The following is a 12936-nucleotide window of genomic DNA, read 5'->3' as shown; positions in this document are numbered from 1 at the left end:
CATGAACAGCGCCATCACGCCACCGATGACGAAGAACGCGAACGACGTCACCAGGTACAGCGTGCCGATCGTCTTGTGGTCCGTGGTCGTCAGCCACTTGACCACGACACTGCCGCGGTTCTGGCGCCGGACCGGCAGCTCGTCCTGGTAGTGGGACCCTGCTGCCGCGGCACCCTGGGGTTCGTTGAGGATGCTCACAGGATGTTCGACCTTCGGTTCTTCTCGGGGCCCGCCTGCTCGATGCCGGCGGGAACGTAACCGTTCTGCTGCTTCTCCACGAGGTCCTTGAGGTGCTGCTCGTAGCGCTCGGGAGAGACCACCTTCACGTTGAACAGCATCCGAGAGTGGTCGACGCCGCAGAGCTCGGCGCACTTGCCCAGGAAGGTGCCCTCCTTGTTGGGGGTCACCTCGAAGGCGTTGGTGTGGCCCGGGATGACGTCCTGCTTCATCAGGAACGGCACCACCCAGAAGGAGTGGATGACGTCACGCGAGGTGAGGACGAAGCGGACCGTCTTGCCCTTCGGCAGCCACAGGGTCGGGCCCGGGTTGCCCGTCTGCGGGTTCCGCGTGCCGGGGGTGCCGCAGTCGTAGACACCGCCGGCGTTGGCCGGGAAGTCTTCCTTGAACCGGTCCGGGATCGCGTCCAGCTCCGGGGACTTCTTGGCGTCACCCGTCGAACCGGCGACCGGCTCGACGTAGTTGAAGCACCAGCTCCACTGGAAGCCGACCACGTTGACCGTGACGTCGGGCTTCTTCTTGAGGCTGAGCAGCTCGGACTCGTCGCGGGCGGTGAAGTAGAACAGCACCGAGACGATGATGAGCGGGACGACCGTGTACAGCGCCTCGATGGGCATGTTGTACCGGGTCTGCGGAGGAACCTCGACCTTGGTGCGGCTGCGCCGGTGGAAGAAAGCACTCCACAGGATCAGACCCCACACCAGCACGCCGACGGCGAGCGCAGCCGCCCAGGACCCCTGCCACAGGGAGAGGATCCGCGGAGCCTCTTCCGTGGTCGGGGTGGGCATACCAAGGCGGGGGAAGTCTTCCCAGTTGTACGAGCAACCGGTGGCTGTCGCCAAGACCAGGCCCGCGGTCAGTGCCTGCAGCAGCTTCCGCCGCATCGGGCGCCGCGGCGAGCGGTCGGAGCCGTTGGGACTCACGTAGCGCCTTCCCGAGAGTCTCGCCCGCGCGGTCGGCTGCGGCCTGGCCTTCTCGCTGGTCGGTCGCCGCCCTGCGTCGGGCAGGGGTTTGGATGTTTATGCGGACCAAACCCTAGCCGACGCCCTCCGGGGGTTCGCCGGGAGGGGTGCCTAGTGGGGTGGGTGGTTCGCTGGTTTGGCGGCTGCGGGTTGTTCGTGGCTTGTCGCGCCCCGCGGCGGAGCCGCAGATGTCTCAGCCCCGCGCCCCTGAGGGACGTCTTTGTGCTGGGCGTTTTAGCGTTGCTGTGTGGGTTACTTCGATGCTGCTTCCGCCGCTCCGCTTCATCCGATCGCCCGGCAGGCCCTGCAGGCCTCGCTCGACGAGGGGTGGGCGGATCCCGCACGTCTGTACAGGGAGGGACGCCGGGCCCGGGTGCTGCTCGACGCGGCGCGGGAGGCCGCCGCCGAGGCGGTGGGGTGCCGGCCGGACGAGCTGGCCTTCACCGCGTCCGGAACCCGTGCCGTGCACACCGGGATCGCCGGGGCGTTGGCCGGGCGGCGGCGGGCCGGGCGCCACCTGATCGTGTCAGCGGTCGAACACTCCTCCGTGCTGCACTCGGCCGAGGTGCACGAGGCGGACGGCGGGACGGTCACGCAGGTGCCGGTCGACCGGGGCGGGGCGGTGGATCCGGCGGCGTTCGGCGCCGCCCTGCGCGGGGACACGGCGCTGGCCTGTCTGCAGTCGGCCAACCACGAGGTGGGGACCGAACAGCCGGTGGCCGAGGTGGCCGAGGCGTGCCGGGCGGCCGGCGTGCCGTTGCTGGTGGACGCGGCGCAGTCACTGGGGTGGGGGCCGGTGGACGGCGGCTGGTCACTACTGACGGCAAGTGCGCACAAATGGGGCGGACCGCCAGGTGTCGGGCTGCTCGTCGTGCGCAAGGGCGTGCGGTTCGCCCCGCAAGGGCCGGTGGACGAGCGGGAGTCGGGGCGGGCGCCCGGTTTCGAGAACATCCCGGCGATCGTCGCGGCGGCGGCCTCGTTGCGGGCGGTACGGGCCGAGGCGGCCGAGGAGGCCCCGCGATTGCGTGAGCTGACGGAGCGGATCCGGGCGAGGGTGCCGGAGCTGGTGCCCGACGTCGAGGTGGTCGGTGACCCGGTGCGCCGTCTGCCCGGGGTCGTCACCTTCTCCTGCCTCTACGTCGACGGGGAGGCCCTGCTGCACGAGCTGGACCGGGAGGGTTTCTCCGTCTCGTCCGGTTCGTCCTGCACGAGCAGCACGCTGACGCCGAGCCATGTGCTGCGGGCGATGGGCGTGCTGAGTGAGGGGAACGTGCGGGTTTCGCTGCCGCCGGGGACGGCGGAGGAGGATGTGGAGCGCTTTCTGGCGGTCCTCCCCGGGACTGTCGCGGCGGTGCGGGAGAAGCTGGGGGCGCCGGTCGCCTCCGAAGTCGCCCGCGAGGAGGACGTCCTGGTCGTGGACTCCCTCGGCAAGCGCTGCCCGATTCCGGTGATCGAGCTGGCGAAGGTCATCGGCGACGTACCGGTGGGCGGGCTGGTCCGGGTGCTGTCGGATGACGAGGCGGCCCGCCTGGACATCCCGGCGTGGTGCGAGATGCGGAACCAGGAGTACGCCGGTGAGGAGCCGGCGGACAAGGGAACGGCGTACCTGATCCGCCGGGTGAGCTGAGGGCCCCAGGGGCGCGGGGCTGTGTCGATATGCGGCTACCGCCGCGGGTGCGCGAACAGCCCCACGCACCCGCGGCCGAAGACTTCCGGTCAGGCCAGGTGCGCCTGAACCTCGTGCGCGGCCTCGTCCCCGTACGCCTTGGTGAACCGCTCCATGAAGTGCCCGCGGCGCAACTGGTACTCCTGCGTCCCCACCGTCTCGATGACGAGCGTCGCCAGCATGCAGCCGACCTGAGCCGCACGCTCAAGGGACACGCCCCACGCGAGCCCCGACAGGAACCCCGCGCGGAAGGCGTCGCCGACACCCGTCGGGTCGGCCTTGCGCTCCTCGTCCGGCGTGCCGACCTCGATGGGGTCCTCGCCGGCCCGCTCGATCCGCACGCCGCGCGCGCCGAGGGTGGTCACCCGGTGGCCCACCCGGGACAGGATCTCCGCGTCGGTCCAGCCGGTCTTGGACTCGATGAGGCCCTTCTCGTACTCGTTGGAGAAGAGGTACGTCGCCCCGTCCAGCAGGATGCGGATCTCCTCGCCGTCCATCCGGGCGATCTGCTGGGAGAAGTCGGCGGCGAACGGGATGGACCGGGAGCGGCACTCCTCGGTGTGGCGAAGCATGGCCTCCGGGTCGTCCGCGCCGATGGAGACCAGGTCGAGGCCGCCGACGCGGTCGGCGACGGTCTTCAGCTCGATGAGGCGGGCCTCGCTCATGGCGCCGGTGTAGAAGGAGCCGATCTGGTTGTGGTCGACGTCGGTGGTGCACACGAAGCGGGCCGTGTGCAGCGTGTCGGAGATGCGGACCGACTCCGTGTCGACGCCGTGCCGGTCGAGCCACGCCCGGTACTCGTCGAAGTCCGCGCCCGCGGCGCCGACCAAGATCGGGTGGGTGCCGAGCTGTCCCATGCCGAACGCGATGTTCGCCGCGACGCCGCCGCGGCGGACGTCGAGCTTGTCGACCAGGAACGACAGCGAGACCGTGTGCAGTTGGTCCGCTACGAACTGGTCGGCGAAGCGGCCGGGGAAGGTCATGAGGTGGTCGGTGGCGATGGAGCCGGTGACTGCGATGCGCACGGCGTGGATTCTCCTGAGGGAGGCGGACCTTGACAGTTCACGCTATCGGGTGGGCGGGGCGGCTCTGAAGGCAAGGAAACTACCCGATAGTAGATCTTTCTCCGCGACGTCGTACGTGCCTACGGTGCCGATATGACGAACCTCAAGGTCCAGGCGCCCGTACCGGTCGATCTCGAAGGCGATCTGGCGTCGCTGCCGGGTGACGGTGCCCGGATGGCTCCCCACTGGGCGGCTCCCGACCGCGTCACGTCCCGTCCGGTCTCCCCCGCCCTGATTCTCGGTGTGACCGTACCCCCGGCGTCGGCGCGGCTGCTCGACGCGATGTCGGACTACGGGGACTGAACGGCGCCCTTCGGGGAACCGTGCGCTCCCCCGCTGCGTCCCATCGCTGTCCCCCGTAAAGGGGAGGCGGGATACGACCCACCAGCGGCCCGGTTTCGACCGGGCGGGTCCCATGGGACAGCTGTGCAGCCGAAGGAGCGATGCGGTGAACACCGAGCGACCCGACAACGACGACGACGCCAGGGCAGTGGGCGGCGACGGAACCTCCGACGCCCCGGAGGCCCAGGAGCCGGGGTCGGCGGACGCAGGGGCTTCGGGCCCGGCGGAGTCAGAGGCGTCGACGGGTGCGGCTGATCCCAAGGTGACCGCGGAGGAAGAGACCGCCGAGCCCGAGGCGGTCTCCGAGCCCGAGGCGGTCTCCGAGCCCGAGGCGGCCTCCGATCAGGAAACGGCCGCTGAGGCTTCCGAGGCGCGGGGGGAGAACGAGGCGCGGGGGCAGGACGAGGCGCGGGATCCCGCGGCCCTCGAGTCCGGGAAGGACGACGCGCCCGCCGGAGCCGAGGAGACCGACGCGGCCGAGGCGGAGGACGAAGCCGACGCGGCCGAGGCGGAGGACGAAGCCGACGCCGGGCAACCCGACGCGGAGCGCCCCGGCCCCGCGCCCGAGCGCGAAGTCGCCACGAGGAGCACCGGCGTCGACGAGCCCCGCCCCGATCCTGCTCCGGAGGCGGACCCGGCACCCCACAACGACATCCCCCGGGACGATGAGGACCTGATCCGTCACGGCGGCGCTCGCCACCGGACGCCCGCGATCATCGCCTCCGTCGCCGCCGCCGTTCTGCTGATCGGCGGTGGTGGGGCCTGGTTCGCCGCCAACACCTCCGGCGGGTCCGGCGGTGGCGCGACCTCCGGTGCGCCCGGCGGGGACGGCACTCCCCCGCCGCTCGCACTCGACGGGTACTCGGAGTCGGCAGGAGGCGAGGGAAACGGCATCGCGCCCGGTGAGCCCAACCCGTACGGCCCCACCTACCGGGTCGAGGGCACCCTCCCGGACGGCCCCGGCGAGGCACCGGTGTACCGGGCGCGGGGCGAGGTCACCAAGGAGGACGTGACCCGGCTCGCGAAGGCCCTCGGGGTCGACGGGGCGCCGGTGGCACAGGGCGAGATCTGGAAGGTCGGGGCCGGTCAGGACGGTTCGGGACCGAGTCTCCAGGTGAACAAGGAGGCGCCCGGGGCCTGGACGTTCAGCCGGTACGCCCCGGGCACCGACAACTGCAAGGGCACCGACCGCTGCACCGCCCCGCAGACCGGGGGCACGCCCGTGAGCGAGGCGGAGGCCGAGAAGGCAGCGGAACCCGTGCTGAAGGCATTGGGTCAGGACGACGCGAAGCGCGACGCGAGTCAGGTCATGGGCGCGCGGCGGGTGGTGAACGCCGCCCCCGAGATCGGCGGACTGCCGACGTACGGCTGGTCCACCGGAGTGACCGTCGGCTCCGACGGCGAGGTCGTCGGCGGCAGTGGGCAGCTGAGCACGCCGGTGAAGGGGGACACGTACCCGGTGGTCAGCGCCAAGGAGGCGCTGAAGCTGATGGAGGAGCGTCCGCAGAGCGACCACCGTATGGGCATCGGCGGCTGTGCCGACCCCGTCCCGCTGAAGGACCGGCAGGAGCAGCCCTGCGGGTCGTCGGCGAGCGGTACGCCCGAGCAGGACGCGGTGACGGTCGAGAAGGCCGTGTTCGGGCTGGCCTCGCACTCCGTGGACGGCCGGCAGGCACTGGTGCCGTCCTGGTTGTTCGAGGTGACGGCGCCGGGCGCGAAGGACCCGTTCACGGTGACGTACCCGGCGGTCGAGCCGAGGTTCCTGGCCTCGCCGAGCCCGAGTGAGCCGAGTGACAGGCCTACGTCCGACCCCGAGCCGCGGAACGTCGAGGTGGACGGCTACCGGGCGGAGGGCACGGACCTGACCGTGACCTTCACGGGCGGGGTGTGCGCCGACTACGACGTGAAGGCGCGCGAGAACGGCGACGAGGTGACGGTCACGGTCACCTCGAAGGCATGGCCCGACAAGGTCTGCATTCTGATCGCCAAGCAGTTCCAGCAGACCGTGCAGCTCGACGAGCCGCTCGGCGCCCGCGAGGTGGTGGGCTCGGACGGCGAGGCGGTCCCGCTGGCCAAGGAGGGCGCGCGGCTGCCGGCGCCCCCCACACGGCAGCGGTAGAACCACGACCGCACAACGCGAAGGCGGCGGCCCCGTCGGAGGGGGCCGCCGCCTTAGTCGTATCCGCTGCCGCCGTGGCGGCACGGCGGCATCAGCTGAAGGAGTCGCCGCAGGCGCAGGAGCCGGTCGCGTTCGGGTTGTCGATCGTGAAGCCCTGCTTCTCGATGGTGTCCACGAAGTCGATCGTGGCACCGCCCAGGTACGGGGCGCTCATGCGGTCGGTGACGACCTTCACACCGCCGAAGTCCTTCTCCACGTCGCCGTCGAGGGAACGCTCGTCGAAGAAGAGCTGGTAACGCAGGCCGGAGCAGCCGCCGGGCTGGACGGCGACGCGCAGCGCGAGGTCGTCGCGGCCTTCCTGGTCGAGCAGCGCCTTGACCTTGGACGCGGCGGCGTCGGTCAGGATGATGCCGTCGGTGACGGTGCTGGTCTCGTCCGATACGGACATCTACATCTCTCCCGGGTTGTACGGAGACTGCTTGCCGACGGTTGCAACCGGCGGGGCCGCGGATTCATTCCAGGGCCGGGCGCTCGATCTCGGCACCTCTTCATGCTCGCACACCCACCGGGAACCGGAAAACGACCCTTTCCGGGTCTTCCCGGGAATGAACGGCGGCCGATCGGGATTCACGTCACACAGACGCTATGGCCATCGTCAAAGTGACGTGAAGCGGTTATGATAGGTAAGCGTCAATTCGACGAAAAGTCGCGGAACAGAAAGGGTGCGTGTCGTGACCACCGCCCAACCCCAGGAGCTCGACGTACAGCCGACGCCCCTCGCCCTGCTGCTCCTCGGCCGTGAGGCCGACCCGAAGAGCGAGCGCGGTGTGGAGTGTCCAGGCGACCTGCCCTCGCCGTCCGACCCGGACCTGGTCGAGCGTGCCCGCAGGGCGAAGGAGAAGCTCGGGGACAAGGTCTTCGTGCTGGGGCACCACTACCAGCGCGACGAGGTCATCCAGTTCGCCGACGTCACCGGGGACTCCTTCAAGCTGGCCCGGGACGCGGCGGCGCGTCCGGAGGCCGAGTACATCGTGTTCTGCGGTGTGCACTTCATGGCGGAGTCCGCGGACATCCTGACGTCCGACGACCAGAAGGTCGTCCTGCCCGACCTGGCCGCCGGCTGCTCGATGGCCGACATGGCGACGGCCGAGCAGGTCGCCGAGTGCTGGGACGTGCTGACCGAGGCCGGCATAGCCGAGCAGGTCGTGCCCGTCTCGTACATGAACTCGTCCGCCGACATCAAGGCCTTCACGGGCAAGCACGGCGGCACCATCTGCACCTCCTCCAACGCCAAGCGGGCCCTGGACTGGGCGTTCGAGCAGGGCGAGAAGGTGCTCTTCCTGCCCGACCAGCACCTCGGCCGCAACACCGCCGTGCGGGACATGGGCATGTCCCTGGAGGACTGCGTCGTCTACAACCCGCACAAGCCGAACGGCGGCCTGACCGCCGACGAGCTGCGCGCCGCGAAGATGATTTTGTGGCGCGGCCACTGTTCGGTGCACGGCCGCTTCAGCCTCGACTCGGTGAACGACGTGCGCGAGCGCATCCCGGGCGTGAACGTCCTGGTCCACCCCGAGTGCAAGCACGAGGTCGTGGCCGCCGCGGACTACGTCGGTTCGACGGAGTACATCATCAAGGCCCTGGAGGCGGCCCCGGCCGGTTCCAAGTGGGCCATCGGCACGGAGCTGAACCTGGTCCGCCGCCTGGCGAACCGTTTCGCACCGGAGGGCAAGGAGATCGCCTTCCTCGACAAGACGGTCTGCTTCTGCTCGACCATGAACCGCATCGACCTCCCCCACCTGGTCTGGGCGCTCGAGTCGCTGGCCGAGGGCAACCTGGTCAACCGCATCGAGGTCGACAAGGAGACCGAGGCGTTCGCGAAGCTGGCGCTGGAGCGGATGCTGGCGCTGCCTTGACATGCTCCTCGCCTTGAAGGGCGAGGATTCTGGCCTTCCTCGACTGGTTGCCGTGCCGCTACGCGGCACGGTTTCCGGTCGGGAATCCGTGGCTTCCTGTTTCTTCGCGCTGTGCCGGGATCGCTCCCGGTCTTACCGGCGCTCCGCAGGCCGATACCGCCAGTCCGGCGGCCGTCTTGACGTTGATCGCGGCGTTGGTGTCCCGGTCGTGGACGGTGCCGCAGGCACTACAGGTCCATTCGCGTACGTTCAGGGGCTTGGGCCCGTCCACGGCGCCGCAGGTGGAGCAGGTCTGGGAGGTCGGTTCGAAGCGGCCGATCTTCACCAGGGTGCGGCCGTACCGTTCCGCCTTGTATTCCAGCATGCCGATGAACGAGGCCCATCCGGCGTCGTGCACGGACTTGGCCAGGCGTGTGCGGGCCAGTCCCGCCACAGACAGGTCCTCCACGGCGATCCCTTGGTTCTCGGAGATCAGCTTCGTGGAGAGCTGGTGGTGGAACTCACGGCGTGCATCTGCGACCTTGGCATGGGCGCGGGCGACCTTCAGGCGGGCCTTGTCCCGGTTCCTTGATCCCTTCTGCTTGCGGGACAGCTCCTTCTGGGCCTTCTTCAGTTTCTTCTCCGCGCGCCGAAGGAAGCGCGGAGACTCAATCTTCGTGCCGTCGGAGAGGACCGCGAAGTGGGTCAGGCCGAGATCAATGCCGATGGTGCAGTCGGTTTCGGGCATCCGGATCGCGTCGGCGGCGGCGTCGGTGTCGATGACGAAGGAGGCGAAGTACCGGCCGGCCGCGTCCTTGATGACGGTGACGGACGTGGGGGTGGCGGGCAGCGTGCGGGACCACTTCACCTTCACCGCGCCGATCTTCGGCAGGTTCAGACGGCCAGGGCCGGTGATGCCCCAGCGGGCGTTGGCGGTGAACCGGACCGACTGCCGCGCGTCTTTGCGGGACTTCAACCGTGGCGGGCCGACCTTCGCTCCCCTGCGTGTGCCCTTGAGGGAGGTGAAGAAGTTGCGGTATGCGGTCTCGGCGTCCCGCAGGGACTGCTGGAGCACCACCGCGGAAACATCACCCAGCCAGGACCGCTCCGGCGTCCGTTTCGCTTCCGTGATCAGGCGCGTGGACAGCTGACCGGCCGTCGGGAACGGATCCCCGGCCTTACGGGCGTCCTCACGGACACGCACGGCATCGTTGAACACGACACGTGCGCACCCGAACGCCCTGGCCAGCGCGGCCTGCTGAGCGGCATCGGGGTACAACCTGAAGGCGTACCGGAGCTGCATGACGATCACACTAGGCACATCGAACATCGTCGCCGGGAACATGTGAACGACCCATCACCGTCACGAAGCAGGAGTTCGGCTCCGCCGGAACGGGACCGCGACGCTCCGCGTCGCAGCCACAAGATTCGCCTCACCCCCGACCTAAAGGCCGGAGCACTGCGAATGATGTCCGGTAGCTCGAGCTCATAGCGAGTACGAAGGGGGACGCCGACCGTGGTGGCCGGCGTCCCCCCTTTGTCCGTCCGGCCAGAGCGCATTTCGCGTTCTGCGCGGACGGCAGTCCTCGCGTCCGGCCGACTCCGACGTGTGCTGTCACGATGCATTCCATGAATCTTGAAAACCCCGACGGACTGGTGATACGCCACGCGGATGTCTCGGACTGGCCCGGACTGGTCGGCATCGACTCCATCGCGGCATCGGGCGACGATGTGCGGCGCGTGAGTATCCGACGCTGGTGCGAGCAAGGCTCGGTCCTCCTGGCCGAGGACGCTTCCGGCCTCCTGGGCTACAGCGTGCTGGAATACACCTTCTTCGAGCAGGGCTTCATCACCATGGTGACGGTCGCGCCCACCGCCCGCCGACGAGGCGTGGGCGCACGTCTCCTCAAGGCCACCGAGGCCGCGTGCACCAGCCCGAAGCTGTTCACCTCGACCAACGTCTCCAACCACCCCATGCAACTGCTCCTGCAGCGCGTCGGCTGGAGCCCGGTCGGCCTGCTCCATGGTCTGGACGAAGGCGATCCCGAACTCTTCTACCTCTGCCCAGGCGCCCAACGAGGCGGCCTGGTTGAGGCCGAAGGTTGAACAACAAGCTCAACCGCCTGAAGCGGGTCACGATCACTCGTCGCCGACAGGCCCCCATCTGATGTCTCGAACGCTGTGGTACTTGCCGTCGCCATCAGATACTTGGCGTCGATAGACTGCCATCTTCCAAGTGGCGGGGTGGACCGAGATGGCCGTGCACCGAAGAGCCGCACTCTCTGGCGTCGTTGTCGCAGTTGGGATCGCATGCCTGTCGATCCTTTCGGCGCCTGCGAGCCAGGACGCTCGTGACGGAGATGGGCAAGGGGGTCGGTTCGAGGTGACAGACGGCCAGGGAGGCGCTCCCTCGGCCAGCCCTCGCACCGCCCGGGAGCGCGAAGCCTGGTCTCAGGACGAGACACCCGAACAGGCACGGAGGCGAATCGATTACCTCCAGAGTCTTGAGTCGAGACGCCCAAGCGGCAGCAGCTGACTCTCGGCGACAACGCTGATGCGGTGCAGGCATCCCCTACCCCCGGTCCGTCACCGACGACGGCAGGGCCCCGCAGCCCCGGATGCTGCATACCGGCGCTGGGCGCGTCTTCGAGGCACGCTTCCTGAGCGGTCCGCAAGCACCGCTCCGCACCGCACCGCAGCAGGCACCGCTCAACCTCCGCTCCCAGCAGCTGGAGACTCACCTGCGCAGACCCCGCTTCCGCCCGCCGCCCGCCCAGTTCTGACCACCCGCAGTACTCATTCGCCCAACAGCCGAGCGCCCCGGCTCGCCGCGATCCGCAGCGCGTCCCCGAGCGCCTCGGCGAGTCGTTCCCCCGTGAACCGCAACTCCCTGCCACTCGCTGCCGGTTCGTCGAGAAGCGACCTGGCCGCGGTGAGGACGTACGCGGCCGAGTCGAGCAGCTCGGCCTCCAACTCGTCGGCGATGCGGGACAGTCGGCTGCAGTCGTCGTCCGTACTGAGGTAACACGGGCGTCCGTCCGGCGTGGTCCAGGGCAGCAATCTCAGGGGCGCACCCGTTCCGTCGCGCATCATCTCCACCGCTCCTTTCGAATCCGTTCCGCTGACAGGCGTGAACACCGGTGATTACCGTGTGTGCCTCCATCGTCGCGTTGCGGCATGCGTCCTCGACAGAAGCGCCGCGTCCCGGGACCGAGAACGGGACATCCCCATCAACCTCAACGTCAGCAGAGAGGTCAGACCATGACATTCAAGCCCCAGACCCTCACCCCGTACCTCTCCGCACGCCACTACTTCGGTGCCGAGCAGCGCCGTCACCGTGAGACCGCCGGGCTGTCCCTCGTGCAGCTCGCGGGCATCGTGAACTCCAGCAAGAGCACCCTCGCCCGTATCGAGACCGCCGAGCTGATGCCTCCACCGGACCTGCCCGACCGGCTGGACGCGGCGTTCGGCACGGACAAGCACTTCCACGGGCTGTACGAACTGGCCAAGCGTGAGGCGCATCCGGACCAGTACCGCCGGTTCATGGACTTCGAGGCGCAGGCGGAGGTCATCGAGAACTACGTGTCACAGGCCATGCCAGGGCTGTTGCAGACCAAGGAGTACGCCCGCGCGCTCCTCAGTTGCCAAGAGGCCCTGCCGAGCGAGCAGATCGAGGAGCGCGTCAACGCCCGCCTGTCCCGGCAGGCGCGGCTGACGTCGGATCAAGCACCCCTGCGTTGGGCGATCATCGAGGAGTCCGTCCTCCGACGCAGGGTCGGCAGCAAAGAGTGCTGGTACAACCAACTGGCCTTGCTACTCGAACAGGTGGATACTCCCGACAGCAAGGTCCAGGTTCTGCCTTTCAGTGCGGGTCCCCACTCACTGATGGGCGGCGCCCTGACCCTGCTGACCCTTCCCCAGGGTTCCGTCATGGCCTACGAAGAGGGCATCCAGGTCGGTCACCTCTACGAGGACCGGGACTCGGTGAAGAAGTGGCGGCGGCAGTACGAGGTGCTGCGCGCCAACGCCCTCCCACCGGCGGCCTCGGCGGAGCTGATCCGAGAGGCGATGGAGGACTACGAGCCATGCAGCACACCCCCGAGCTGAACTCCGCCCGGTGGCGCCGGAGCAGCTACAGCAACACCAACGGGGGCGATTGCGTCGAGATCACCGAGGACTTCCCCGGCGTCGTCCCCGTCCGCGACAGCAAGAACCCCCACGGCCCCGCACTCGTCGTCCCGGCCACCGCCTGGGACGCGTTCGTCACGTCCCTCAAGGGCGGAGACGCCCTCCCCCACTGACACCTGACCGCTCCACGATCGAGGTGACGACTCCGCCCGCCCCGGGCTTCCCTCGGGTCGGGCGGAGCCTCGCCGATCAGGCGGTGAGGAGATCCGTGTCTCCATGCGCGACACGCGAATCCGCGACGCCCATCTTCTCCGCCACCTCGGCCGTGCGTGCCGCGGCGATGCGTTCAGGGGCGTCGATCCCCGGGTCCGCGGAGCGCCTGGCCTCCAGTGAGGTCTCCCACCGGTAATGCTTGCTCATTCGATCTCCTCTCGGTTTCGAGATATCGGTTGTACCGTTCCTCGGCAACCTCATCGCGTCGCGATAACAGCGGGGCGCCCCGTGAGCATGAGCCACGGGGCGC

Annotated in this window: 13 protein-coding genes and 1 pseudogene; 7 read left to right on the top strand and 7 right to left on the bottom strand. The window is 69.1% G+C overall.

The window, feature by feature from the left end:
- Positions 1-198: pseudogene (locus IE97_RS0136520) on the bottom strand (cytochrome ubiquinol oxidase subunit I); the annotation flags it as partial.
- Complete coding sequence (gene coxB, locus IE97_RS0136515; protein WP_030251270.1) at positions 195-1160, bottom strand: cytochrome c oxidase subunit II; 966 nt, start codon at positions 1158-1160, stop codon at positions 195-197. The gene coxB and the pseudogene IE97_RS0136520, both read right to left, overlap by 4 nt.
- 286 nt (positions 1161-1446) lie before the next feature.
- Here coxB and IE97_RS0136510 point away from each other — a divergent pair, with 286 nt between their 5' ends.
- Positions 1447-2826 carry a cysteine desulfurase/sulfurtransferase TusA family protein gene (locus IE97_RS0136510; protein WP_030251268.1) on the top strand — a complete coding sequence of 460 codons (1380 nt, stop codon included), beginning with the start codon at positions 1447-1449 and terminating at the stop codon, positions 2824-2826.
- Between the two features lie 89 nt (positions 2827-2915).
- Here IE97_RS0136510 and IE97_RS0136505 read toward each other — a convergent pair whose 3' ends face one another.
- Complete coding sequence (locus tag IE97_RS0136505) at positions 2916-3890, bottom strand: carbohydrate kinase family protein (protein WP_030251265.1); 975 nt, start codon at positions 3888-3890, stop codon at positions 2916-2918.
- 132 nt (positions 3891-4022) lie between these two features.
- Between IE97_RS0136505 and IE97_RS0136500 the strand changes: the two genes are divergently transcribed.
- Together IE97_RS0136500 and IE97_RS0136495 are read left to right on the top strand one after the other, a co-directional pair.
- Entirely contained in the window at positions 4023-4232 is a 210-nt protein-coding gene (locus tag IE97_RS0136500; RefSeq protein WP_030251260.1) for a hypothetical protein, read from the top strand.
- Positions 4233-4377: 145 nt separating this feature from the next.
- The gene (locus tag IE97_RS0136495; RefSeq protein WP_030251253.1) at positions 4378-6390 is read left to right on the top strand and encodes a hypothetical protein; all 2013 of its coding nucleotides are present in this window, start codon (positions 4378-4380) and stop codon (positions 6388-6390) included.
- 91 nt (positions 6391-6481) lie between these two features.
- Here the strand turns inward: IE97_RS0136495 and IE97_RS0136490 are convergent, their stop codons facing one another.
- Positions 6482-6838 carry a HesB/IscA family protein gene (locus IE97_RS0136490; protein ID WP_010037217.1) on the bottom strand — a complete coding sequence of 119 codons (357 nt, stop codon included), beginning with the start codon at positions 6836-6838 and terminating at the stop codon, positions 6482-6484.
- Between the two features lie 283 nt (positions 6839-7121).
- On the opposite strand from IE97_RS0136490, the gene nadA reads away from it, so the two are divergent.
- Positions 7122-8306: a quinolinate synthase NadA gene (gene nadA / locus IE97_RS0136485; protein WP_030251237.1), complete on the top strand. Its 1185-nt coding sequence runs from the start codon at positions 7122-7124 to the stop codon at positions 8304-8306.
- Between the two features lie 58 nt (positions 8307-8364).
- On the opposite strand, the gene IE97_RS0136480 is transcribed toward nadA, so the two are convergent.
- Positions 8365-9588, bottom strand: a complete 1224-nt coding sequence (locus IE97_RS0136480) for an RNA-guided endonuclease InsQ/TnpB family protein (RefSeq protein WP_030251233.1) — start codon at positions 9586-9588, stop codon at positions 8365-8367.
- A gap of 317 nt (positions 9589-9905) precedes the next feature.
- On the opposite strand from IE97_RS0136480, the gene IE97_RS38975 reads away from it, so the two are divergent.
- The gene (locus IE97_RS38975; protein WP_030251220.1) at positions 9906-10391 is read left to right on the top strand and encodes a GNAT family N-acetyltransferase; all 486 of its coding nucleotides are present in this window, start codon (positions 9906-9908) and stop codon (positions 10389-10391) included.
- 690 nt (positions 10392-11081) lie between these two features.
- Here the strand turns inward: IE97_RS38975 and IE97_RS0136470 are convergent.
- Positions 11082-11378: a hypothetical protein gene (locus tag IE97_RS0136470; protein WP_106975503.1), complete on the bottom strand. Its 297-nt coding sequence runs from the start codon at positions 11376-11378 to the stop codon at positions 11082-11084.
- 168 nt (positions 11379-11546) lie between these two features.
- Here IE97_RS0136470 and IE97_RS0136465 point away from each other — a divergent pair, with 168 nt between their 5' ends.
- Together IE97_RS0136465 and IE97_RS0136460 are read left to right on the top strand one after the other, a co-directional pair.
- Positions 11547-12392, top strand: coding sequence for a helix-turn-helix domain-containing protein (locus IE97_RS0136465; protein ID WP_030251214.1), 846 nt, complete (start codon positions 11547-11549; stop codon positions 12390-12392).
- Positions 12371-12586 (top strand): DUF397 domain-containing protein, encoded by a 216-nt coding sequence (locus IE97_RS0136460; RefSeq protein ID WP_030251211.1) that lies wholly within the window; start codon positions 12371-12373, stop codon positions 12584-12586. The genes IE97_RS0136465 and IE97_RS0136460 overlap by 22 nt, the downstream gene beginning before the upstream one ends.
- A 76-nt stretch (positions 12587-12662) precedes the next feature.
- Here IE97_RS0136460 and IE97_RS42360 read toward each other — a convergent pair whose 3' ends face one another.
- Positions 12663-12833, bottom strand: a complete 171-nt coding sequence (locus tag IE97_RS42360; RefSeq protein ID WP_158708393.1) for a hypothetical protein — start codon at positions 12831-12833, stop codon at positions 12663-12665.
- Positions 12834-12936 lie beyond the last annotated feature (103 nt).

Source organism: Streptomyces sp. NRRL S-455 (assembly GCF_000717875.1).
GTDB lineage: Bacteria > Actinomycetota > Actinomycetes > Streptomycetales > Streptomycetaceae > Streptomyces.
The sequence above is the reverse complement of the archived record's forward strand: the minus strand, read 5'-3'. Positions and strand labels throughout refer to the sequence as shown.

Coding starts and splice junctions, on each gene's coding strand:
- IE97_RS0136500 (WP_030251260.1), top strand. CDS start 4,023: ATGACGAACCTCAAGGTCCAGGCGCCCGTACCGGTCGATCTCGAAGGC.
- IE97_RS0136490 (WP_010037217.1), bottom strand. CDS start 6,838: ATGTCCGTATCGGACGAGACCAGCACCGTCACCGACGGCATCATCCTG.
- IE97_RS0136480 (WP_030251233.1), bottom strand. CDS start 9,588: ATGCAGCTCCGGTACGCCTTCAGGTTGTACCCCGATGCCGCTCAGCAG.
- IE97_RS38975 (WP_030251220.1), top strand. CDS start 9,906: ATGCATTCCATGAATCTTGAAAACCCCGACGGACTGGTGATACGCCAC.
- IE97_RS0136470 (WP_106975503.1), bottom strand. CDS start 11,378: ATGATGCGCGACGGAACGGGTGCGCCCCTGAGATTGCTGCCCTGGACC.
- IE97_RS0136465 (WP_030251214.1), top strand. CDS start 11,547: ATGACATTCAAGCCCCAGACCCTCACCCCGTACCTCTCCGCACGCCAC.
- IE97_RS0136460 (WP_030251211.1), top strand. CDS start 12,371: ATGCAGCACACCCCCGAGCTGAACTCCGCCCGGTGGCGCCGGAGCAGC.
- IE97_RS42360 (WP_158708393.1), bottom strand. CDS start 12,833: ATGAGCAAGCATTACCGGTGGGAGACCTCACTGGAGGCCAGGCGCTCC.